Raw genomic sequence first — 22,103 nt, 5'->3', positions numbered from 1 at the left:
ACCTAAAAGGCTGTTAAAACAAGGAGGCAAAACTAATGAAATTGTTTTGCCTCCTTGTTATTGCAAGAGAGTAATTTATTATAAGCAGAATCAATACAAAAGGCACCAAGGGGAGCTGTTACTAAAATGGCAACAACAGAGACAGTAAGTACAATGGGCCCACAGGCGAGGCCCATGCTAAGCGGGATGCCACCAATAGCAGCTTGTACTGTTGCTTTAGGCATATAGGCAAGTATACAAAAAAGACGTTCTTTAGGATTCAGGGGTGTGCCTAATAAGGAAATCCATACGCCAGAAGCCCTAAATATAAGAGCGATTACAATAAGTATAAGGGACGGTAAGATTGCTTTGAGTGCATAACTCAGATCAACAGTAGCACCGACTAATACGAAGAGTAGAAGCTGAGCAGCAATCCAGAGTTTAGACAACTTCAAAGAGAGCCTTTGTGCTAATGGGCCATGGCCACGGTAAAGTAAAGCACCTAGAGACATAATAGCAATCAAACCTGAAAAAGGTATGAATGCTTCTAGATGGTCTTCAAGACCTACCAAAAGAAAAGAAATGCTTAATAAAATAATGACTTTTATAGAATCACGTAAATGGAGACTCTTAAAGTAAACTGTAAGCGCAATGCCAAGAATAATGCCGATTATAATACCTGTTACAATAGAAATAGGAATACTTAAAAAGCTTAAACCATTAAAATGACCGCCATCTGCTAAGGCTGTAAAAGAAGTAAAGAGTACAATAACAAAAATATCATCAACGGAGGCACTTGCCATAATGAGTTGGGGAATACTTTTATTTATTCCATAGCCTTCTTCAATAAGCTTTACCATACGAGGGACAATAACTGCAGGAGATACAGCAGCAAGTACAGTCCCTAATAGAGCTGCCTCGAGAAATGAAATATGAAAGATGAGGGGGGCAAATAGTAAGATACCTATTAATTCCAAAGTAGCAGGAATAAAACACATTAAAAGTGCAGGACGCCCTACTTTTTTGAGGGATTCAAGGTCTAGTGAAAGTCCTGCACGAAGCAGAATAATCACAAGTGCTATCGTTCTAAGATCAGGACTAATTAAAAGAATATTAGGATCTAATAGATTAAGTGCATAGGGACCTAATAGCATACCTGTTAGAAGCATACCAAGTAAATCAGGTAATTTTAATTTTTTCATCATACTACTTAGTAGTAAACCTACTAAGAAAATAAGTGCTAAACTTGTAAGTAACATTTTATCCTCCTTTATCTTCAAGAGCCTAAGCGCAAAAAAAAGCTGGTGACTCTGCTAGGCGCAGAAGTCATCAGCTTTAATATTAGCGGTTTCGGTCTCATTCACCAAGGGAGTACTTCATTCCCTTTAGTATTTAATTAAAGTTATTTTAACATGAGAAAGTCTATATAGCAAATTTTTTTCTATTTTTCAAGTTCTTCTGGCCAATCAGAAATAGCGCCTAGATTATAAACTTTATCATAACCTTGACTTTCTAAAATATGGCAGCCTACTTTGCTTCTTACACCTGCTCTACAGTAAACGTAAATAGGTTGATGTAAGTCTTCTAATGCTTCACATGCATGGTCTTCAAGCATGTGAAGTGGAATATGAAGGCAGCCTTTAATGTGTCCTTCTTTGTATTCGTAATCTTCTCGAACATCTAAAATAATAGCATTGTTTTCTGCTTTTAAGTTTTTATACATTTGGTTCATCAGATTGTCTCCTTGATGCAAATAAAATATAAATAAAGTATATGTATCTTTATCATAATATATAGAGATACTTATATCTTTTAAATAGCTATTCTTATTATACATTAAAATTAAGAAAAGATAAAACTATAAATAGACTTGAGTTGCTATAAATAAGTATGGTATAGTTAAATGTTTGATACATTTATCAACTATTAAATATAAAATAAGGAGAAACGCTATGAAAAAAAGAATGCTAGTTATTTCACTTGATGCAATGATTTCTGAAGACTTAGAATATATGAAAACACTCCCTAATTTAGGACCTATCGTAAATAACGGATCTATTGTAAAAAATTCTCAAACAGTCTACCCTTCATTAACTTATACAGCACATGCTTCTATGATTTCTGGTACTTATCCAGATAAACATGGTGTTGTAAATAATGAGATTTTTAATCCATTTATGAAATTTGGTGATTGGTTTGAAAATCGTACAGATATTCATGCGAATATCTTACCAGAAGAATGTGAAAAACATGGTCTTAAAGTACTTATTAACAGTTGGCCGACAATGGTAGGGGCTGATGTAACTTGGAACCTTCAACGTGCAGGTATTCACCAAGTTGCAGATGATAAAAAAGCTTCTATGATTGCCAACTCTACACCGGGCCTTATGGAAAGAATGTATGAACTTTGCAGTGACGCATGGAAAGAAGATAAATATTATGATTCAGATAAATTCTCTGGTCTTGCAAGTAAAATCCTTATTGAAGAATCTACTCCAGATGTCATCTTTATGCATATGACACTTATTGATCATTACAGACACGTATATGGCGTATACAGTGAAAAAATCAAAGATGCTATTAAATTTATTGATGAAATGCTTGGCTATACTTTTGATGCACTTAAAGAAAAAGGGCTTTATGATCAAACAATCTTTGTAATTTGTTCAGACCACGGTCAAGTCAACATCGATGAAAGCATCAACATTAATCAAGATTTCATTAAAAAGGGCTGGATTACAGTAGATGAAGACTTCAATGTAACAGACTGGAAAGTTTATGCACACTCAGCAGCAGCTTCAGCACAAGTTTATGTAAAAGATAGTGATCCTGCTCTTATCAAAGAAGTAGGTGAGTACTTAGAAGCAAATAAAGAACGTTTTAGAATCGATCGTATCTTCACAATGGATGAAGTGAAAAATGAATTTAATTTAGATGGTCAATTTGTATATGTATTAGAAGCAAAAGAAGGCGTTGGTTATAACTTCCGTTTAAGCGATCCATTTGAGAAAAAGGTTGCTAATGAAGATTACCGTACAAGTGTAGGAACACATGGACATATTCCGACAAGAGGTTCTCAACCAGCGCTTGTAATAAGTGGACCTGGTATTCCAAAAGGTCGTATTATTGAGAAAGCAAGCAATGTAGATATTGCGCCAACATGTGCAGCACTTTTAGGTTTTGAAATGCCAGGTGCAGATGGACGTGTATTAAAAGAACTTATTTTCTAGGGTAGAGAAATAAGTTTTAAATAGATGAATAACAAGCAGCTATTAGGGCAATTACTCTAAAAAATGTAAAGGATAGATGAGTGAGAGGAGTTTGACTTTGCATGATGAGGAGAAAGAAGCATACTAATAGCTGCTTATTACATTTATTAGGGCTTTTAGCTGGTTCAGGATTTATACTTTTATGCGTAGCATTTGGTTTATACTTCCTAACTGAAAAGCCTAGTGTATATGAACAAGATGATAGAGTGATGAATCCCCCTCTTAGTTTAGAGCAAGAGGCAAGTAGTATGGGAGAAGGGCTAGAAGAGGCCAAGCGCTCTTCTAATGAGGTAGCGGATATAACAGATGAGAGTATAGAAGCTTCTGTTATAGTACCTGAAGAGAAAATAGAGGAAAAGCCACTAGAAGATTCAATGGAAGTAGTACAAGATGATATAGCACCTGATGTATCAGCTGATACGAGTGATGAAAGTGGTATAGAACCTTCATCTGAAATAGGGGAAGAGTCTTTAGAATTTGAAGAAGTAACTGTGTATGATTCCTATGTTTTACAGCTAGATGAAGATGTTTTAGACCAGATTGGACATACTTTAAAGAATGGGCAGGTTGATTATGCAGCAGTAATAAGTGAGATGTTTAGCAGTTTATCTTTTGCGGAACAAGTTAAATTGCTGAACATGATTCTGTCAAAGGTGCAAAACATCAATATAAACGAAATATGGAATATGATCAGTGATGGTGTAAGCAAAGAAGATAGTGCCAAGTTACAACAATTGGTACAGGAGCATTTTACTCTAGAGGAATTAGATGAGTTATATAGTTACTATGCCTCTATGGATATAGTGGAAAATGAATAATAAATAAACTGACCTTTAGTTTTGTGTTTTACAGAAAATGAGGTCAGTTTTTTTGTAAGTTATATGAATATAAATACAAAAAAATAAAAAAATATTAAAAATAAGTTGCATAATTAGTTATATATAAGTATAATAATTAATAAAATAAATTTTCTAAAAAGTTGATAAATAGTTTAAGGGGGATGAAAATGATGAAAGTAGCAATATTAGGGGCAACAGGATATGTAGGGGCAGAGCTAGTGCGGCTACTTTACAGACATCCTAAAGTACAACTTACACATCTTTCTTCACATAGTTATCAAAGTGAATCATATAGCAAAGTTTATCCGCACTTTAAGGGATTAGTAGAGGAAGTATGTATAGAAGATGATTTAAATAAAATAGATGCAGATGTGCTCTTTATTGCTTTGCCACATGGCTTTGCGAGTAAGATTGTAACGCCGGCGTTACTGCAGAAAACAAAGGTCATTGATATGGGTGCAGATTTTCGTATTAGCAAGGAGGCTTATGATAACTGGTATCAGGTAGAACATTTTGGTGAGGAGCTTCTAGAAGAAGCTATCTATGGATTAAGTGAATGGAATAGAGAAAAGATTAAGTCAGCACAGCTTATTGCCAATCCAGGGTGTTATGTAACATGTAGTCTTCTAAGTCTTATTCCATTAGTTAAAGAAAAGGTAATAGATTTAGAGAGTATTATCATTGATGCTAAGTCAGGTGTAACTGGTGCAGGTAGAGGGTTAAGTATAGGAAGTCATTATACGGAATGTAATGAGAGTATCAAAGCTTATGGGCTCACGACTCATAGACATACACCTGAAATAGAAGAGAAGCTTCTATGCTTTGGAGGAGAAAATGTGACACTTACCTTTACACCGCATCTAGTTCCGATGAATAGAGGAATTTTAGCAACTATTTATGGAAAGCTTAAAGCAGGTGTAACAAATGAACACATTATGCATATTTATAAAAAATACTATAAAGATGAAAAATTTATAAGGTTGCTAGGTGATACAGCTGTAGCAGAGACAAGATGGGTAAAAGGATCTAATTTCTGTGATATAAGTTTTAAAGTAGATGAACGTACAGGAAGAGTCATTATCGTGAGTGCATTAGACAATATGATAAAAGGTGCAGCAGGTCAGGCTGTACAGAATATGAATTTGATGATGGGATGGCAGGAAGACTTAGGGTTAGAGGATGCACCTATTTTTCCAGCTTAATAAAAATAAGGGGGAATAAAATGAAACTGATTAATCAAGGGATCCTAGCAGCAAAAGGTTTTGTAGCTGTAGGAGAGCATATAGGAATAAAAAAACAAAAAAAAGATATGGCTATGTTATATAGTAAAGCACCTTGTATGTATGCAGGGGCTTTTACTCAAAACAAGGTAAAAGCTGCACCTGTTATATGGGATCAAAAAGTATTAAAGGCAGGGGAAAAAGTTCATGCTATTGTAATCAATAGCGGTAACGCTAATGCTGTAACAGGTATAAAAGGACACCAGGATACAGAGCAGATGGCCCAGTGTACGGCAGAGCAATTAGGTATTAAGAAAGAAGAAGTACTTGTGTGCTCTACAGGTGTGATTGGGGTGCCTCTTCCTATGGATTGTATATTAGATGGAATAGATATGGTAGCTGGTAAGTTGGAACGTACACCTTTAGCAGCAAAGAGTGCAGCAGAAGCGATTTTAACAACAGATACTTTTACAAAGGAGATTGCCTTAGAAGAAACTATTGGAGGGTGCAAGATTAGGCTAGGAGCTATAGGAAAAGGCTCAGGCATGATTCATCCTAATATGGCTACTATGCTTGCCTTTATTGCAACAGATATTAACATTTCACAGACCATGCTTCAGAAAGCACTCAGTGAGTGTGTAGAGACTTCCTTCAATATGATTACAGTAGACGGAGATACAAGTACCAATGATAGTGTTATCGTATTAGCTAATGGGATAGGGGGGAACTCTTGTATCACAGAGGAAAATGAAGATTATGAAGCCTTTAAGGCTATGCTTTTCGAGGCACTTAAATATGTAGCTATTTCTATTGTAAAAGATGGAGAGGGTGCAACGAAGCTATTAGAAGTAGAAATACAAAATACCTTAGACTTTGCATCAGGTAAAGCACTTGCTAAAAGTATTTTAACATCTAGTTTAGTGAAAACGGCTTTCTTTGGAGAAGATGCTAACTGGGGGAGAATATTAGCCGCTATGGGGTATGCAGGCGTAGATTTTAATGTGGAGGGTGTTAGTCTTGCTTTAGAAAGTGCAGCAGGTTCTATTCACCTATTTAAGCAAGGTACGCCACTTAAATTTAATGAGATAAAAGCTAAGCATATTCTAGAGGAAGCTGAAATTAAAATTGTTGTAAAGATGAGTGAAGGTAGTGAAACAGTAACCGCATGGGGATGTGACCTAAGCTATGATTATGTAAAAATAAATGGAGAATATAGAAGTTAGGGGGAGGGGAAATGAATTATCAAATTATCGAAAAGGCGAAGGTGTTAAGTGAAGCACTCCCTTATATACAGGCATTCAAAGATCAGGTGGTAGTTATTAAGTATGGCGGGAGTGCTATGCTTGATCCTAAGATCAACGAGACCATTATTCAAGATATGGTCTTGCTTAAATCAGTAGGATTAAGGCCTGTTATTGTTCATGGTGGAGGGCCTGAGATTAATCAGGTGTTAAATAAGATGGCTATAGAGTCTAGCTTTATAGATGGACTTCGAGTAACTACTAAGGAAACAGTAGAAGTAGTAGAGATGGTACTTGCGGGCAAGGTGAATAAGAAAATTGTTTCTATGATTCATGAGCAAGGAGGAAGTGCTGTAGGACTTACTGGAAAAGATGGACAGATGATAGAAGCTAAGAAGCTAGAAAAAGAGGGGATAGATTTAGGATTTGTAGGCGAGATTACAAAGGTGCATACTAAGCTCATTAACACTTTAATAGAAGGTGACTTTATACCTGTTATTGCACCTATCGGTACAGATAAAGAAGGGCATACGTATAACATTAATGCAGATTATGTAGCAGTAGCCGTTGCTGGGGCATTAAATGCGCAGAAGTTAGTTTTCTTAACAGACGTAGAAGGTGTGTTAAAAGATAAGGAGGACCCTTCTTCACTTATTTCTTATTTAAGTAAGCGTGAAGCAGTAGAGTATCTAGAAGATGGTACTATAAAAGGTGGTATGATTCCGAAAGTGACTTGTTGTTTAGAAGCTATAGATAAAGGGGTTGAAATGGTTCATATCCTAGATGGTAGAGTACAGCATGCACTGATTCTTGAAATTTATACTCATAAAGGAATAGGAACTATGCTTTATAAAGGTGAGGAGGAGAAAGATGTTTAGCCAGTTAGAAAAACAATATATGATGCCTACATATGGACGCTTTAACTTGGTGCTAGAAAATGGAGAAGGATGTTATGTCTATGATGAAGAAGGTCATAAGTATCTGGATATGGGCAGTGGGATTGCTGTAAACAGTTTAGGGCACCATCACCCTGTACTGACAGAAGCACTTAAAAATCAGGTGGATAAACTTATTCATATATCAAATTATTATTATACTAAGCCGCAGATAGAAGCAGCTCAGTTACTTGTCACCTATAGTTCGTTAGATAAAGTTTTCTTCTGCAACAGTGGAACAGAAGCTAATGAAGGTGCTATTAAACTTGCTAGAAAATATGGTAAGCAAAAATCTCCTACAAAGACACAGATTATTAGTTTAAAAGGGGGATTTCATGGGCGTACTTTGGGAGCTTTAAGTGCTACACCGAAAGAGCAGTACCAAAAGGATTTTAAGCCTTTAATGTCAGACTTCTACTATGCCCAGTTCAATGATATAGAAGATATAAAAGCCTGCATCAATGAAAATACCTGTGCAGTTATATTAGAAGTCATTCAAGGCGAAGGTGGTATCATTCTAGCAGATGAAGTTTACCTTAAAGCAGTAGAAAAATTATGCGTACAGTATGATGCACTGCTTATTATAGACGAAGTTCAGACAGGAATTGGGAGAACAGGAAGTTTATTTGCCTACTCGCAATTTGGACTTCAACCTGATATTGTAACGACTGCAAAGGGCTTAGGGGCAGGATTACCTATTGGTGCTATTTTATGTACAGACAAAGCCAATGTTTTTACACCAGGTAATCATGGTACTACTTTTGGTGGGAATTTATTAGCTACAACAGCGGCTAGCGTAGTGCTTAAGGAATTATGTGAAAATGGCCTTATGGAACATGTACAGAGCGTAAGTAAGTATTTGAAAGATAAGCTTTTAAAAATGCAAGCAAAAAGTGAGAAAATAGTAGAGGTAAGGGGAATGGGGCTTATGATTGGTATTGAAATAAATGAACCTGTCAAACCTTTACTAGAAAAATGTATGGCTAAGGGTCTTCTTGCTATTGGAGCAGGTGAGAAAGTGATAAGGCTATTACCACCACTTATCATGACAGCCAAGCAAGTTGATGAAGGTATAGCTATTTTAGAAGAGCTACTTATATAAAAGTAAAAGATGCCTATATAAAAAGGTAGAGCCTTTCTGAAGAATCAGAAGGACTCTACCTTTTCGTTTATTCTGGATAAGTTAAGTGAGCTGGTGTAAGATTGTGAAGAACCTCTAAATATTTCTTAGCTTCAAAGCGTGCCATAGGTAAGTTCATATCTAAATAGTTACCGCAGTCACGTGCTGATGCCCCAGGTACTTCGCCTTCAAAAGTTGCAACAAACTCAAAGAGTTCAGTAATAAGAGTTGCAATATCTGCTGAAGAACGGTCCCCTTTTAAAATGAGGTAAAAGCCTGTACGACAGCCCATTGGTCCAAAGTATACAACGTCATTTTCCCATTTTGAATGGTTACGAAGGAAAGTAGCACCTAAATGTTCAATTGTATGCATTTCAGCATTTTGAAGTACAGGTTCTTTATTAGGCATTTTCATGCGAAGATCATAAGTTGTCACAGCATGCTCACCTACATAATCTACTCTAGATACATAAATACCTGCTAACAGGTCTAAATGATTAACTGTAAAACTTGCAATTTTTTTCATAATCAAAATCCTTTCTTAAACGTTTAATCTTATTATACACTGAAAGACGTTTTGCTTTCTATGAAAATATGATATGATAAATCTAATTCACTAAAACGATTGAAAAAAGAGGTGCAATCATGGAAAATGAAAAAAAAGTCATCTTTAGTGGGATGCAGCCTTCAGGGGTTATCACACTTGGAAATTATTTAGGTGCACTCAAAAACTGGACTAATTTACAAGATGAATATAATTGTTTATATTGTATCGTAGATATGCATGCCATTACAGTAAGACAAGATCCAGCTACACTTAGAAAAAATGCAAGAAACCTTCTTATGCAATATATAGCAGCCGGTCTTGATCCAGAAAAAAACGTGATTTACTATCAATCACATGTATCTGCACATGCTGAACTTGCTTGGATTTTAAATTGTTATACTTATATGGGTGAATTAAGTCGTATGACTCAGTTTAAAGAAAAATCAAGTAAGCATGGAGAAAATATCAATGCAGGATTATTTACTTATCCAGCCCTTATGGCAGCAGATATTCTTCTTTTCCAAACAGACCTTGTACCGGTTGGTGCAGACCAAAAACAACATTTAGAACTTGCGCGTGATATTGCTATGCGTTTTAATGGTTTATATGGAGAGACATTCAAAGTGCCAGAGCCTTATATTGGCAAAGTAGGTGCTAGAGTTATGAGCCTTCAAGAGCCAACAAGTAAAATGTCTAAATCAGATGAAGATACTAATGCAAGTATTTATCTTATGGATGATCCAGATGCAATTATGCGTAAATTCAAACGTGCAGTAACAGACTCAGATGCTTGTGTACGTTTCGACCAAGAAACGAAGCCAGGTATTAGCAATTTAATGAGTATTTATGGAGCTATTACAGGTCAAACTATGGAGCAAATTCAATCTGAGTTTGAAGGTAAAGGCTATGGTGATTTTAAAATGCGAGTAGGAGAAGCTGTAGTAGAAGAGCTTCGTCCGCTTCAAGCACGCTTTAAAGAATTAAGTAGCGATAAAACATATATTGATAGTATTATTAAGAAAAATGCTGAAACAGCTAACTATCTTGCAACAAAAACACTTCGCAAGGTACAGAAAAAAGTGGGATTCCCACCGGTTGTGCGCTAAGAATTTAAAAATAAAAAGATGTGACGATGCATTTACAAGCATTTTCACATCTTTTTTGTGAAAAAATAACATTTATAAGGAAGTTACTCACTAATATTATGCATAAAACCTCGTCCATTTCCAAACACTTGTGCAGTTGGAGTTACAGTTACAAAAGCTGCTAGATCATGATGTGCAACAATAGATTTGATTTTAGCGAGTTCTCTAATACTAACAGTGGTATAGAGAATATAGCGGTTAGCTTGGGTATAGGCGCCTTGCGCAGGGATAATTGTGACCCCCCGAAGCAATTCAGACATAATATGATTAGCCATGGGCTCATAATGTGTTTCGTCTGTAATAATAAAGAGTGTACGTTTATAGTTGACACCATCTACGACAAAGTGTGTGACACGGCTAGCAACAAACATAGTAGCAAGAGTCAAAGTAGCAAGGTCGATACTAAAAAAACAAATAGAAAGAACAATGATGACAGTATTAACCATCATGTTGACATTAGCCATACTAATGGAGAAGTGTTTGTTGACGATTTTAGCGATAATATCAGAACCACCCGTAGAGCCATCGCCTCTAAAAATAATACCACTTCCAAGTCCGTTTAAAAGTCCACCTAGAACAATAACAGTAAGAGGGCTTTCTGTAGAAATAGTAATAGAAGGAGTCACCTCAAGCCAGAAAGAAAGCATGAGCATGCCGAAGAAACTAAATATGATAAAGTGCTTTTTTAGGAAAAATATAGCGATGATGAATAAAGGAATATTAAGAACAATGACCATTAGACCTACATTCCAGTCTAAGGTTAGGTGTAAGAAAGTAGCTATGCCATTAATACCTCCACTTAAAAGATGATTAGGAATAAGAATAGCATTTGTAGATAAAGCTATTAAGAAAGTTCCTATAATAATAAAAAGAGTACGTTGAATATCTAATTTTAATTTGGGCATGGACAGCTCCTTTCTAAAATAAACTAAATATTTTATAATTTTTAGTTTAATTATATTATAAAGGTAGTTTGAGAGGATTGAAAAGCTTTTATAACTAAAAAGTTAAAATTCATTTTGTCAAAATGAGTCTTAGGGTGTAAGATAAGAAGAGATAAGAAAAGCAGGTGATAGAACATGAAATTTTTAACAGACATGCATATTCATACAGTAGCAAGTGGGCATGCTTATAGTACAATAGATGAAATTGCAAGATTTGCAGCTGAAAAAGGATTGAAAGTTATTGCGATGACAGATCATAGTAGTGGTATGCCAGGTGGCCCTCATGACTTCCACTTCCATAATATGCGTGCTATTCCAAGAGTATTATATGGTGTGACAGTAGTACGTGGTATAGAGGCTAATATTGTTGATTTTGATGGTAAAGTAGATATTAACGAAGACTATATTAATGTTTTAGATTTTGCTATTGCAAGTCTTCATCCACCATGCATTCGTTTTGGTGATAAAGAAGAAGTAACTCGTGCTATGATTGGTGCTATGGAAAATCCTTATGTGAAGATTTTAGGGCACCCAGGGGATAACCGTTATCCGTTTGACCATGAAGCTGTTGTATTAGCTTCTAAGCGTACAGGTACTTTACTTGAGGTGAATAATGCTTCTTTAAGACCAGGAGGTTTTAGACCAGGTGTGAGAGAGAACCTTGTAGAACTTCTTAAATATTGTAAAATACATGGTGTACCTGTTATAGCAAATACAGATGCGCATACTGCGTATGCTGTAGGTGAGTTTGAAGAAAGTATTAGACTTTTTGAAGAAGTAGACTTTCCTAAAGAACTTATTCTAAACCTATATCCTGAAAGATTGCTGGACTTTATTACTCTAAAGAATTGAAATGGAAGATGGAATAGGATAAAATGGTGAAGAATATAGGAGAGGGGGAAGTTGCAAGATGAATAGTAAACTAAAAGACGATATGACAGATCGTTTGTTTGAAGCTATTTTAAAGCTTGGAAATATAGAAGAGTGTTATGCATTTTTTGAAGATATATGTACCATTAATGAAATCAAATCACTGGCTCAAAGGTTAGAAGTAGCTAAAATGCTGGAGGAGAAAAGAACATATACAGAAATTCAGCAGATTACAGGTGCATCTACAGCTACTATTAGTCGTGTGAATAGATGTTTAAGTTATGGTTCGGATGGTTATAAATTAATTTTAGAGAGAGTTAAAAAATAAAACAGCTTGAGGGAGCTGTTTTATTTTTTGAATACTCATAGGAAAAAGGAGAGAGTGTGAATGGACTTTACATCAGGATTGAATGATAGACAAAAAGAAGCTGTTCTGCATACAGAAGGTCCACTTCTTGTTTTAGCAGGGGCAGGTTCTGGGAAGACGCGTGTACTAACACACCGTATTGCCCACTTAATAGAAAATAAAAGGGTAACACCTTGGTCAATTTTAGCTATTACCTTTACGAACAAAGCAGCTGCAGAGATGCGTGAGCGTGTAGGAAACTTAGTTGGAGAAAATACAGTGCGTGATATGTGGATTAGTACATTTCATGCTATGTGTGTACGTATTTTACGACGTAATAGTGAGAAGTTAGGGTATGGCAGATACTTTACGATTTATGATACAGCAGACCAGAAAGCTGTTATTAAGGAAGTTATGAAAATGCTTAATCTTAATGAAAAGAATTATCCTGTATCATCTGTACTGGGGACAATCAGCAGTCAGAAAAACCAGTACATTACATCTGAAGAATTTGCAGCTTCTGCTGGGGATGATTATAAGAATAAAATGATTGCCAAAATCTATGCACAGTATCAAAAGAAACTAAGAGAAAATGATGCGATGGACTTTGATGATTTACTTCTTAACACATGTATTCTTTTTAGAGACCATAAAGATGTTTTAGAATTTTATCAAGATAAATTCAGATATATTTTAGTAGATGAGTATCAGGATACAAATGGTGTACAGTATCAGCTTGTACAGCTTCTTGCTAAAAAGTATAAAAACCTTTGTGTAGTAGGGGATGATGACCAGTCTATCTATGGATGGCGTGGTGCAGATATTAGTAATATCTTAGACTTCGAGCGCGATTTTGACAATGCAGCAGTTATCAGACTTGAGCAGAATTACCGCTCTACACAAAATATCTTGGACGCAGCAAATAAAGTCGTAGCGCATAACCAAGGTCGTAAAGTGAAAAAACTTTGGACAGAAAATGAAAAAGGTGAACGTATTAGTATTCTTCAAATGGATAATGAATACCGTGAAGCTGACGCTATTTCAGAAATTATTGTAAATGGTATTGAAAATGGCGACTATGACTATAAGGACTATGCTATTCTTTATCGTACCAACGCACAGTCTCGTGTACTAGAGGAAAAAATGATGCAGCATGATATTCCTTATCGTTTACTTGGAGGTACACGCTTCTACGAACGTAAAGAAGTTAAAGACATGCTTGCATATCTTAGAACAGTAGCCAATACAAAAGATGATATTTCTATGAAACGTATTATTAATGTACCAAGACGTGGTATTGGTGCATCAAGCTTAGAAACTATTACACGTTATGCCAATGTACAAGGCATGGATTTCTATGAAGCAGCTAAGTTGTCTAAAGAAATGAGTATTTTAGGAAATGGACCTGCTACAAAAGTACTTGGATTTGTAAATCTTGTTGAAGAGCTTAAAGAGATTGCAAGGGAAGATGATGTGAAAGTACTACTTGAAAATATTATTGAGAAGACAAGCTATAGAGAGTACCTTCGTCAGACAGAAGGGGAAGACTACTTAGAGCGTATTGCCAATATCGAAGAGCTTGTATCGAAAGCAGCTTCTTATATGGAAACGAGTGAAGAGCCATCCTTAGCAGCTTTCCTTGAAGATATTGCTTTAGTGGCAGATGTGGATAACTATGATGCTAATAGTAACTCTATTGTTCTTATGACACTTCATAGTGCCAAAGGCTTAGAGTTCCCAGTGGTATTTATCCCGGGGGTAGAAGAAGGCTTATTCCCTAGCTATATGAGTATGACAGAAGGGGACGATAAAGTAGAAGAAGAAAGACGTCTTTGTTATGTAGGGATTACCCGTGCAAGAGAAAAGCTCTATATGCTTTATGCACAGCAAAGAACTGTGTTCGGTCGTACACAAGGTGCTGTATGCTCTAGGTTTATTAAAGAGATTCCTATTGAAGTAACTAACTTAGAAGCACTTGAGAGGAAGAGACAGCAGCCATTTAGACCAACTATGCAACCAGTATCAAAAGGTACATCTACAAGTGGAATGACACGTGGTACAAGTGGGCAGATGAGAGGATCAGCAGCAGATTATTTTGCTGGTAGACTGAGCATTCCTACACCAGCCGCTAAAACTCAGAAAGATGGTACGATGCGACTTAATACAGCTTATACTAATCCTCTTTCGCCGTTTAATCGTCAAAAGATAGGAAGTAATAAGGCGGAGGCCTACAAACCTAATACGGGTCTAGCAGGTAAAAAAATCGAGAACCTTCCAAAAGTTGAAGATACTTATGAACAAGGTGATAAAATTAAACATAAGATGTTTGGCACAGGTATGATTACAGCTGTAGAACATACAGAGGATGATGTATTTGTAACAATTGATTTTGATAAAGGTATGACAAAAAAACTAAGTGCTAGATTTGCTAAATTGCAAAAAATGTAAAAAATTTTAAAAAGCACTTGATGGTATTTAATGGAAATGGTACAATGTGATTAGAAAGGTTTAGGGCAATGAGGGGGTAGCATTGTGGAAAAAATACAGGATGATTTAAGTTTAGCAGAGCTTGTAACCATTACAGAAGATTTTATTAAATTGGCAGACAAGCTATATAACACGGGTAAGATTACTAGAGAAGAATATGATGAACTTACCTTTATGAAAAAAGACTTTCTAAAAAAGGCAAAAATGCAACAACAAGAACAAATAAATTATTTCTAAAAAAGAAGACTAAATACGTATGGGGATACAGTATTTAGTCTTCTTTTTTGCATGGATTTTGACCAAAGATGGAAAAACTATTACAATAGAAAGAAAAGAAGGTTGCAAAGGAGAAATTATGAATTACGAAGATAAAATGAGACGTATGCAGGAACTCGTAAACCTACTTAAAAAAGCTGCCTATGCCTATGAGCAGGAAGACAGAGAAATTATGAGTAACTTTGAATATGATAAATTATATGATGAATTATTAGGCTTAGAGGTAGAAACAGGTACAGTTCTAGCAGGAAGTGTAACACAAAAAGTAGGTTATGAAGTAGCTAGTAACCTAAAAAAGGTGACACATCCATCCCGTATGCTTTCATTAGATAAGACAAAAGAAGTAGAAAAGCTCAAGAGCTTCCTAGGCAGTCAGTTTGGTATGCTTTCTTGGAAATTGGATGGACTTACTATTGTATGTACTTATGAAGATGGTAGACTTACACAAGCTGTTACAAGAGGCAATGGTGAAATTGGTGAAGATGTTACAAATAATGCTAAAACCTTTATCAATTTACCTCTTACAATTCCTTATAAAGAGCGCCTTGTTATAAGAGGAGAGGCTGTTATTCACTATAGCGATTTTGAGCGTATTAATGAAAAGTTACCAGCAGAAGAAAAGTATAAAAATCCACGTAACTTATGTAGTGGCAGTGTAAGACAACTTAATTCAGAGATTACATCTAAAAGACATGTAAGATTGTATGCATTTGCAGTAGTAGAGGGGAATGATGAACTAACAAGTAAAATGGAAAAAATGCAGTGGCTTAAAACACTTGGGTTTGAAACAGTAGAGTATAAGGCTGTTACAAAAGATAACCTAGAAGAAGCAGTTCAGTACTTTAGTGAAGAAATCACTAAACGCGACTTTGCATCAGATGGCTTAGTACTTGTATATGATGATATTCCTTATTCAAAAAGCTTAGGAACTACAGCTAAGTTCCCAAAAGATGGTATTGCTTTTAAATGGCAAGATGAAATAAGAGAGACGCATATTTTAAGAGTAGAGTGGAATACTTCAAGAACAGGGCTTATTAATCCAGTAGCCATTTTTGAGCCTGTAGAGTTAGAAGGTACTACAGTAGAACGTGCAAGTCTTCACAACTTAAGTATTGTAGAAGAACTTAAAATTGGTATAGGTGACACAGTAAAAGTATTTAAAGCTAATATGATTATTCCACAAGTAGCCGAAAATCTAACCCAATCAGGGCCTATAGATACACCTTGTACTTGTCAGGTATGCGGGGCAGAGACTGTTGTAAAGCAGGATAAAACAGCTAAAACACTTTACTGTCCAAATGGTAACTGCCCAGCGCAGAGAAGCCAGGCATTTGTGCATTATGCAAGCCGTGATGCTATGAATATTGAAGGTTTATCAGAGGCTACAGTAGAAAAATTTCTAAATAAAGGCTTTTTAGTAGACTTTGTTTCTTTGTATCACTTACAAGATTATGAAGAAGAAATTAAAGCTATGGAAGGCTTTGGTCAGAAGTCCTATGATAAATTGATTAAAGCTATTGAAAACACACGTCAAGTGGCATTACATCAATTTATTTATGCTTTAGGTATTTTACAAGTAGGACCTATGAATGCTAAACTCATATGCAAACACTTTGAGGATGACTTGGAACGTATTATGGAAGCTAAGGTAGAAGATTTTGTGACTATAGAAGGTGTAGGACCAGTTATTGCAAGAGAACTTAGTAACTATTTCCATCTACCAGCAAATAGAGAGATGCTGGGACGTCTTACTCGTGAGGTCAACTTTGTTAAAGCAGAGAAGAAAGATAAAGAAGGCCTTATCTTAGAAGGAAAAACTTTTGTTATTACAGGTGATGTTCATCATTTTGATAATCGTAAGGCGTTAAGTGCTAAAATTGAGGAACTCGGTGGTAAGGTGACTGGGTCTGTAAGTAAGAAGACAGATTACCTCATTAATAACGATAATACATCAGGTTCTAGTAAGAATAAGAAAGCAAAAGAATTAGGTATACCTATTCTTACAGAAGATGAATTTTTAAATATAATTAACGAAGTATAGGGGGCGTATAGCCCTCTTTTTTGATAGGAGACTTAATATGAGACTGGATAGAAAGCAGCTTATAGATATTTCAAAACAGGCTAAAATGCATTTGACTGAAAGAGAATTAAGTTATTTTGAGAATGAGATTAATCAAACACTTGAAATGTTTAAACCACTAGAAAGATGGGAGATGCATTATGATACTATCAAATATGACCATTAGTAAATTAAGTAGTAGACTAGATGAAGGTAGTTTAAAGAGTGTGGATCTTACGAGGCATTACTTAGAAAAAGCAAAGCGTATGAATAAAGTTATTAATGCCTATATTCAGTTTGATTTAGAAGAATGCTTATTAGAGCAGGCCTGTAAGGTAGATAAAAGAAGAGAAGTTTAGTACGATATTAGGGCTTGCGCCTTTTATAGGAAATCTAGGTACTATTTTAGCAATGTCACCTTTGGTACTTTTAAATGACCTAGTGGGATGGCGATGTGCCTTTATGAGAATGAGTGGTATAGCTCTACTATTAGGGTTAATAGAGGGGATCAAAGAGAAATGGGTAACCATGTCTGTTGTAAATTTTTCTGGTTTTTATACGTCTTCTTATTATCCCTAAAGAAAATTAAATATATTAGCAAATATTACAAGTTTGTTAAGAAACATAAGGAATTAAAATGCCTCTTAAATATTTTGTTATAATATGGATATACATTAAGCAAAATATGACATTTAGGAGGAATTTATGCGCAAAACTACAAAGAAGTTATTAGTAAGTACATGCATAGCTTTAATGAGCGTGAATCCAATATATGCGTACTCTATGGAACTTGTCTATGATGGGAAAAAGCATGACTATACACTAGCGCCTATTACTTTATATGTAAATGAAGAAGTAGTAGAAACAAAAATTATGCCACCTGTACAAATTGATAGCCGTGTACTTGTACCTGCAAGAGAAGTCTTTGAACCATTGGGGGCAGCTGTAGAATGGAAAAGTTATGAAAAGAAAATTTATGTGAGCTATAAAGACTCACTTATGATTTTAGAGCCAGATAAGCAAGAAGTCTGGTTAGATGGAAATACTGTAACATTAGATGTACCAGCTAAGATTATTAATGACAAAATTATGGTGCCACTACGTTTTATAGGGGAAAATATAGGATTAGGGGTAGAATGGAAGGGCGAAGATCGTTCCGTACATATTACAGAAGGGGAATCAACACCTGACGTGCCAACTCCAGAGCCACTTCCGGAAGAGAAAACAGAAGAGCTACCAGATGTAGAAGAAAAACCAGAAGAAAAACCAGAAGAAAAACCAGATATTGAAGATGTGCCAGAATCTAATCCAATACCAGTTTTACCAAGTGAAGAAAATAAGTTAGAAAATGTGTTAAATGGTATTTTAAAATTCTATCAAGGGGATAGCATAAGTTTAATGGTAGATAGCTCTATGCAAAATTTCAATATGACAACAGTAGATGGTGTTACAGTATTGCCAGGACGTATAGATGCAACAGCTCTTATTGAAGCAAGTACACCTATTACAGATATTGAGGTAAGTAAGTATAATGGCAAGCTCGTTATTGATATTAAAAACAGTAAAAATAGATTAAGTTCTACCATTACAGTACCAAATAATACTTTTATCAAACAAATTCGTACAAGTCAATTTGCATCAGATACAACTCGTGTTGTATTTGACCTAAAGTCAGGAGCAGAGGCCTTTGTATCATTAGGTGAAGATAGACGTGAAATAGTTGTTCAGTTTACACAAGAAGAATTATCTGCTTTAGCTTTAGGAGAAGATTACAAGGGTGAATATGTGGCTATTGAAGGAATTACACCGGACCAAATGTATGTAGAAGAAGATAAAGATAATAATGAAATTATTATTACGCTCTTCAATACAACTATTTCTGAAATGGTAGAGTGGAACCGTATAAGAGGTACTTATATTGATGCAGTCACTACAAGAGAGTCAGGTAATGATAGCGAGATTGTGATTAGAGTACAAGAAGATATGAAATTTATGCATACGACAGAGAATGTAAATGGGAATACACTTGTGCGTTTTGGCAAGCCACTCTTTGAATTTATGGAGTATAATGGGACGTTTGGCAATACTATTAAACTGGAAATGCCATCAGATTTCTCATTAGCAGATATTACTGTAACAGATGTATATAGAGATAAGACCATTCTTGTGGACCTTGGAGATGATTACTCAGATGTCTTTAGTAATGGAACCATGACAATTGGTGATGGTATTGTAGAATCGATTACCGTAGAAAATGGTGTGACGACACATCTTAAAATTAAAGAGCAAATTGTGCGTGCTGTAAATGTAAATGAACGTAATGGAAGTCTTATTATTGAGCTTGTAAAGCCAAGAGAAAAATATGATAAGATTCTTGTGCTGGATGCAGGTCATGGTGCCCATGATAGTGGATCAAGTGGAAATGGTGTTGTAGAAAAAGAAGTAAACTTAAGACAAACACTTGCTATAGCAGATTATTTAAATACCCATTCAGATATTAAAATCTATCTAACAAGAGAAGAAGATACTTATCCAAGTCTTACTGGCAGAACAGATTTAGCTAATGAAATTGAGGCAGATATATTTGTAAGCGTACATAACAATTCACATAATGCAGTAAGTAAGGGAACAGAAGTACTTTACTACCCAAGTACAACAGATATAAGAAGTAAACAAATGGCTCAAATTGCCCAAGATTATATTGTTAAAGAATGCGGCACCTATAATAGAGGGATTAAGGCAAGACCAGAACTAGTTGTTCTCAATACAAGTAAGATGCCAGCTATTTTACTTGAAGGGGCTTTTATTTCAAATCCTACAGAAGCAGCTTTATTAAAATCATCTGTATTTACGCAGAATTATGCAAGAGCAGTAGGTGATGCTATTATCGAAATGTTTGAAACTATGTCATTTAGATAAAAATTATAAATAAAAAGTAGTAAGTGTGGAGACTTACTACTTTTTTTGTTGAACAGATTTTCTTGCCAAGCCTCCTAAATGAAAATACAATAAAAGAAAGGGGGATTGGTAAAAAATGTTAAAAGCTCTAAGTGTGTCTTTTGTAATGTTATGCGTAGCTATAGGCGGTTTAAATGTACCTAGTTATACAGTCAATGTTGAGTTAGAGAATAAGGAAGAAGTTTTTGATAAGATTTTAGAGCAGGGGCTAGAAGAAAAACTTAGAGAGATAGAAGAAGCATTAAACTACTCTTCACAAATTAAAATTTTAGACTTAAAATATGAAGAGAATGTCTTAACAATAGATTTATCACAAGAACTTACAGCGTATAAGGGTGGCAATGCTGCAGAAGCTTATGTAGCTTATACACTACTTGACTGGGGATTTCAAAGAACAAATGCAGATTATATAACACTTCTAATTGAAGGAGAGATGAATCGGTTCCCAGAAGGAGGAGTGTATACACTTTATATGAGAGAGGACTATGAGACATTTATTTTACCAAAACTATCAGAACAAGATGAGGGTACTATTGATGAAAAAAATAATATTTGCAACACAGAATCAAGGTAAAGTAAAAGAAATTAAAAAAATATTAGAAGGTATGCCAGTAGAAGTTCTTACAATGGATGAGGCTGGAATTGATATAGAGATTGAAGAGAACGGAAAAACTTTTGAAGAAAATGCAGTCATTAAGGCAGAGGCGTTAAAAGTTTATACAGATGCTATTATTTTAGCTGATGATTCAGGACTTGAAATTGACTGTTTAAATAAAGAACCAGGCGTATATTCTGCTAGATATTTAGGGAAAGATACACCATATGAAGTAAAGAATCAAATTATCTTAGATAGGTTAAAAGACGTAGAGCAAGAGAATCGTACGGCTAGATTCGTATGTGCTATTGCAGCAGCAGGCAAAGATATGGAAACTATGACTACACTTGGGACTATAGAAGGCTATATTGGTCATGAGGCAAGAGGTGCAAATGGCTTTGGTTACGATCCTATTTTCTATGTGGAAGGGACTAGTACATCTACAGCAGAACTTACACCAGATGAGAAAAATGCTATCAGTCACCGTGCTAAAGCTTTAAATGCTATGAAAGAAAAGTTAAAAGAAATAATAGGTGAATGAGATGAAAGTACTTGTTATCAGTGATACACATGGCCGTACAAGCCATGTGTGTCAACTTATTGAACGTCTTAAAATGCATGGTCTTACTCATATTATTCATTGTGGTGACTGTATAGAAGATGCTAAATATATAGAGCATCTGTATCCAGAACTTGTTATGTATAAAGTAGCTGGTAATTGCGATGGTTATGGGGCAGGAGGTACTATCTTAGAATATATAGATGATGTACCTATTATGATTACTCATGGACATAGGCAACATGTAAAAGAAAGCTATGAAGAGATGTGGATTGATGCTATAGCACATGAAGCTAAGCTTGCTGTGTTTGGGCATACGCACATTGCTTACTTAGAGCGTAAAGATGACATTATTTTGTTAAACCCTGGAAGTATGACACTACCTAAGGATGAAAACCTTCCATCCTTTGCAATTATCGAGATTAAAAAGGGTGAAATTGTAGATATAGGATTGATGCAAACCCTTGGGAATGGAGAGATTCATAGGAAATTATAAAAAAATGTAAAAAAGGTGTTGACGTATGGAAGGAATTTATATATAATACATTTTGTCGGTTGAGGCCGACGCATTAAAATCCAAAAGTTATGCGGGTGTAGTTCAATGGTAGAACACCAGCCTTCCAAGCTGGCCACGTGGGTTCGATTCCCATCACCCGCTCTGTGTATCCATAGCTCAGCTGGATAGAGCAACGCCCTTCTAAGGCGTGGGTCCGG

At 35.5% G+C, this 22,103-nt stretch carries 22 protein-coding genes, 1 tRNA gene and 1 riboswitch; of the genes, 19 read left to right on the top strand and 4 right to left on the bottom strand.

Features of this window, described 5'->3' with window-relative positions:
* Positions 1 to 32 precede the first annotated feature (32 nt).
* Positions 33 to 1,238 (bottom strand): cation:proton antiporter, encoded by a 1,206-nt coding sequence (locus ACLTBU_RS13890; protein ID WP_249331369.1) that lies wholly within the window; start codon positions 1,236 to 1,238, stop codon positions 33 to 35.
* A 54-nt stretch (positions 1,239 to 1,292) separates the two neighbouring features.
* Positions 1,293 to 1,372, bottom strand: a riboswitch (Fluoride riboswitch).
* A 48-nt stretch (positions 1,373 to 1,420) separates the two neighbouring features.
* On the bottom strand, positions 1,421 to 1,711 hold the full coding sequence (locus ACLTBU_RS13885; protein WP_412182869.1) for a rhodanese-like domain-containing protein: 291 nt from the start codon (positions 1,709 to 1,711) through the stop codon (positions 1,421 to 1,423).
* A 220-nt stretch (positions 1,712 to 1,931) separates the two neighbouring features.
* Here ACLTBU_RS13885 and ACLTBU_RS13880 point away from each other — a divergent pair, with 220 nt between their 5' ends.
* From ACLTBU_RS13880 to ACLTBU_RS13855, 6 genes are all read left to right on the top strand, one after another.
* A complete protein-coding gene (locus tag ACLTBU_RS13880) occupies positions 1,932 to 3,209 on the top strand; it encodes an alkaline phosphatase family protein (protein WP_177670987.1) in 1,278 nt (425 codons plus the stop codon).
* Positions 3,210 to 3,310: 101 nt separating this feature from the next.
* Positions 3,311 to 4,066 carry a hypothetical protein gene (locus tag ACLTBU_RS13875; protein ID WP_412219489.1) on the top strand — a complete coding sequence of 252 codons (756 nt, stop codon included), beginning with the start codon at positions 3,311 to 3,313 and terminating at the stop codon, positions 4,064 to 4,066.
* Between the two features lie 188 nt (positions 4,067 to 4,254).
* Positions 4,255 to 5,289, top strand: a complete 1,035-nt coding sequence (argC, locus tag ACLTBU_RS13870; protein WP_249331371.1) for an N-acetyl-gamma-glutamyl-phosphate reductase — start codon at positions 4,255 to 4,257, stop codon at positions 5,287 to 5,289.
* 20 nt (positions 5,290 to 5,309) lie between these two features.
* Positions 5,310 to 6,530, top strand: coding sequence for a bifunctional ornithine acetyltransferase/N-acetylglutamate synthase (gene argJ, locus ACLTBU_RS13865; RefSeq protein WP_177670984.1), 1,221 nt, complete (start codon positions 5,310 to 5,312; stop codon positions 6,528 to 6,530).
* Between the two features lie 11 nt (positions 6,531 to 6,541).
* Positions 6,542 to 7,426: an acetylglutamate kinase gene (argB, locus tag ACLTBU_RS13860; protein ID WP_177670983.1), complete on the top strand. Its 885-nt coding sequence runs from the start codon at positions 6,542 to 6,544 to the stop codon at positions 7,424 to 7,426.
* The gene (locus ACLTBU_RS13855; RefSeq protein ID WP_412219487.1) at positions 7,419 to 8,585 is read left to right on the top strand and encodes an aspartate aminotransferase family protein; all 1,167 of its coding nucleotides are present in this window, start codon (positions 7,419 to 7,421) and stop codon (positions 8,583 to 8,585) included. The genes argB and ACLTBU_RS13855 overlap by 8 nt, the downstream gene beginning before the upstream one ends.
* 67 nt (positions 8,586 to 8,652) lie before the next feature.
* On the opposite strand, the gene ACLTBU_RS13850 is transcribed toward ACLTBU_RS13855, so the two are convergent.
* Positions 8,653 to 9,129 carry an S-ribosylhomocysteine lyase gene (locus tag ACLTBU_RS13850; RefSeq protein ID WP_249331374.1) on the bottom strand — a complete coding sequence of 159 codons (477 nt, stop codon included), beginning with the start codon at positions 9,127 to 9,129 and terminating at the stop codon, positions 8,653 to 8,655.
* A 119-nt stretch (positions 9,130 to 9,248) separates the two neighbouring features.
* On the opposite strand from ACLTBU_RS13850, the gene trpS reads away from it, so the two are divergent.
* Complete coding sequence (gene trpS / locus ACLTBU_RS13845; RefSeq protein ID WP_412219485.1) at positions 9,249 to 10,256, top strand: tryptophan--tRNA ligase; 1,008 nt, start codon at positions 9,249 to 9,251, stop codon at positions 10,254 to 10,256.
* Between the two features lie 83 nt (positions 10,257 to 10,339).
* Here trpS and ACLTBU_RS13840 read toward each other — a convergent pair whose 3' ends face one another.
* The gene (locus tag ACLTBU_RS13840) at positions 10,340 to 11,200 is read right to left on the bottom strand and encodes a YitT family protein (protein WP_412219483.1); all 861 of its coding nucleotides are present in this window, start codon (positions 11,198 to 11,200) and stop codon (positions 10,340 to 10,342) included.
* Between the two features lie 174 nt (positions 11,201 to 11,374).
* Here ACLTBU_RS13840 and ACLTBU_RS13835 point away from each other — a divergent pair, with 174 nt between their 5' ends.
* From ACLTBU_RS13835 to ACLTBU_RS13780, 12 genes are all read left to right on the top strand, one after another.
* Positions 11,375 to 12,091, top strand: coding sequence for a phosphatase (locus ACLTBU_RS13835; protein WP_249331376.1), 717 nt, complete (start codon positions 11,375 to 11,377; stop codon positions 12,089 to 12,091).
* Between the two features lie 58 nt (positions 12,092 to 12,149).
* Positions 12,150 to 12,437, top strand: coding sequence for a YerC/YecD family TrpR-related protein (locus ACLTBU_RS13830; protein ID WP_412219482.1), 288 nt, complete (start codon positions 12,150 to 12,152; stop codon positions 12,435 to 12,437).
* 60 nt (positions 12,438 to 12,497) lie between these two features.
* On the top strand, positions 12,498 to 14,903 hold the full coding sequence (locus ACLTBU_RS13825) for an ATP-dependent helicase (protein ID WP_412219481.1): 2,406 nt from the start codon (positions 12,498 to 12,500) through the stop codon (positions 14,901 to 14,903).
* 84 nt (positions 14,904 to 14,987) lie between these two features.
* The gene (locus tag ACLTBU_RS13820) at positions 14,988 to 15,179 is read left to right on the top strand and encodes a hypothetical protein (RefSeq protein WP_412183517.1); all 192 of its coding nucleotides are present in this window, start codon (positions 14,988 to 14,990) and stop codon (positions 15,177 to 15,179) included.
* Between the two features lie 118 nt (positions 15,180 to 15,297).
* The gene (gene ligA, locus ACLTBU_RS13815; RefSeq protein WP_412219573.1) at positions 15,298 to 17,259 is read left to right on the top strand and encodes an NAD-dependent DNA ligase LigA; all 1,962 of its coding nucleotides are present in this window, start codon (positions 15,298 to 15,300) and stop codon (positions 17,257 to 17,259) included.
* 37 nt (positions 17,260 to 17,296) lie between these two features.
* Positions 17,297 to 17,464, top strand: a complete 168-nt coding sequence (locus ACLTBU_RS13810) for a hypothetical protein (RefSeq protein WP_412219479.1) — start codon at positions 17,297 to 17,299, stop codon at positions 17,462 to 17,464.
* Complete coding sequence (locus ACLTBU_RS13805; RefSeq protein WP_412219478.1) at positions 17,439 to 17,636, top strand: hypothetical protein; 198 nt, start codon at positions 17,439 to 17,441, stop codon at positions 17,634 to 17,636. Before ACLTBU_RS13810 ends, ACLTBU_RS13805 begins: the two co-directional genes overlap by 26 nt.
* Positions 17,637 to 17,982: 346 nt before the next feature.
* Positions 17,983 to 20,196, top strand: a complete 2,214-nt coding sequence (locus ACLTBU_RS13800; RefSeq protein WP_412219477.1) for an N-acetylmuramoyl-L-alanine amidase — start codon at positions 17,983 to 17,985, stop codon at positions 20,194 to 20,196.
* A 115-nt stretch (positions 20,197 to 20,311) separates the two neighbouring features.
* Entirely contained in the window at positions 20,312 to 20,809 is a 498-nt protein-coding gene (locus ACLTBU_RS13795; RefSeq protein WP_412219475.1) for a GerMN domain-containing protein, read from the top strand.
* Positions 20,772 to 21,371: an XTP/dITP diphosphatase gene (locus tag ACLTBU_RS13790; RefSeq protein ID WP_412219473.1), complete on the top strand. Its 600-nt coding sequence runs from the start codon at positions 20,772 to 20,774 to the stop codon at positions 21,369 to 21,371. The genes ACLTBU_RS13795 and ACLTBU_RS13790 overlap by 38 nt, the downstream gene beginning before the upstream one ends.
* A gap of 1 nt (position 21,372) precedes the next feature.
* A complete protein-coding gene (locus tag ACLTBU_RS13785; RefSeq protein WP_249331383.1) occupies positions 21,373 to 21,885 on the top strand; it encodes a YfcE family phosphodiesterase in 513 nt (170 codons plus the stop codon).
* 91 nt (positions 21,886 to 21,976) lie between these two features.
* Positions 21,977 to 22,047: transfer RNA gene (locus ACLTBU_RS13780), tRNA-Gly, on the top strand.
* The last annotated feature ends 56 nt before the right edge of the window (positions 22,048 to 22,103 follow it).

The sequence above is a fragment of the Zhenhengia sp. genome (assembly GCF_046966505.1).
GTDB lineage: Bacteria > Bacillota > Clostridia > Lachnospirales > Cellulosilyticaceae > Zhenhengia > Zhenhengia yiwuensis.
Note: the sequence above shows the minus strand (reverse complement) of the source record. Positions and strands in the feature narration are given on the sequence as shown.

Excerpts from the sequence above, each read along its gene's own strand:
- ACLTBU_RS13790 (WP_412219473.1), top strand. The coding sequence starts at position 20,772 with ATGAAAAAAATAATATTTGCAACACAGAATCAAGGTAAAGTAAAAGAA.
- ACLTBU_RS13825 (WP_412219481.1), top strand. The coding sequence starts at position 12,498 with ATGGACTTTACATCAGGATTGAATGATAGACAAAAAGAAGCTGTTCTG.
- ACLTBU_RS13885 (WP_412182869.1), bottom strand. The coding sequence starts at position 1,711 with ATGAACCAAATGTATAAAAACTTAAAAGCAGAAAACAATGCTATTATT.
- argB (WP_177670983.1), top strand. The coding sequence starts at position 6,542 with ATGAATTATCAAATTATCGAAAAGGCGAAGGTGTTAAGTGAAGCACTC.
- ACLTBU_RS13840 (WP_412219483.1), bottom strand. The coding sequence starts at position 11,200 with ATGCCCAAATTAAAATTAGATATTCAACGTACTCTTTTTATTATTATA.
- ACLTBU_RS13850 (WP_249331374.1), bottom strand. The coding sequence starts at position 9,129 with ATGAAAAAAATTGCAAGTTTTACAGTTAATCATTTAGACCTGTTAGCA.
- argJ (WP_177670984.1), top strand. The coding sequence starts at position 5,310 with ATGAAACTGATTAATCAAGGGATCCTAGCAGCAAAAGGTTTTGTAGCT.
- ACLTBU_RS13785 (WP_249331383.1), top strand. The coding sequence starts at position 21,373 with ATGAAAGTACTTGTTATCAGTGATACACATGGCCGTACAAGCCATGTG.
- ACLTBU_RS13835 (WP_249331376.1), top strand. The coding sequence starts at position 11,375 with ATGAAATTTTTAACAGACATGCATATTCATACAGTAGCAAGTGGGCAT.
- ACLTBU_RS13795 (WP_412219475.1), top strand. The coding sequence starts at position 20,312 with ATGTTAAAAGCTCTAAGTGTGTCTTTTGTAATGTTATGCGTAGCTATA.
- trpS (WP_412219485.1), top strand. The coding sequence starts at position 9,249 with ATGGAAAATGAAAAAAAAGTCATCTTTAGTGGGATGCAGCCTTCAGGG.
- ACLTBU_RS13875 (WP_412219489.1), top strand. The coding sequence starts at position 3,311 with ATGATGAGGAGAAAGAAGCATACTAATAGCTGCTTATTACATTTATTA.
- ACLTBU_RS13880 (WP_177670987.1), top strand. The coding sequence starts at position 1,932 with ATGAAAAAAAGAATGCTAGTTATTTCACTTGATGCAATGATTTCTGAA.
- ACLTBU_RS13855 (WP_412219487.1), top strand. The coding sequence starts at position 7,419 with ATGTTTAGCCAGTTAGAAAAACAATATATGATGCCTACATATGGACGC.
- ACLTBU_RS13810 (WP_412219479.1), top strand. The coding sequence starts at position 17,297 with ATGAGACTGGATAGAAAGCAGCTTATAGATATTTCAAAACAGGCTAAA.
- argC (WP_249331371.1), top strand. The coding sequence starts at position 4,255 with ATGATGAAAGTAGCAATATTAGGGGCAACAGGATATGTAGGGGCAGAG.
- ACLTBU_RS13890 (WP_249331369.1), bottom strand. The coding sequence starts at position 1,238 with ATGTTACTTACAAGTTTAGCACTTATTTTCTTAGTAGGTTTACTACTA.
- ligA (WP_412219573.1), top strand. The coding sequence starts at position 15,298 with ATGAATTACGAAGATAAAATGAGACGTATGCAGGAACTCGTAAACCTA.
- ACLTBU_RS13800 (WP_412219477.1), top strand. The coding sequence starts at position 17,983 with ATGCGCAAAACTACAAAGAAGTTATTAGTAAGTACATGCATAGCTTTA.
- ACLTBU_RS13805 (WP_412219478.1), top strand. The coding sequence starts at position 17,439 with ATGATACTATCAAATATGACCATTAGTAAATTAAGTAGTAGACTAGAT.
- ACLTBU_RS13830 (WP_412219482.1), top strand. The coding sequence starts at position 12,150 with ATGAATAGTAAACTAAAAGACGATATGACAGATCGTTTGTTTGAAGCT.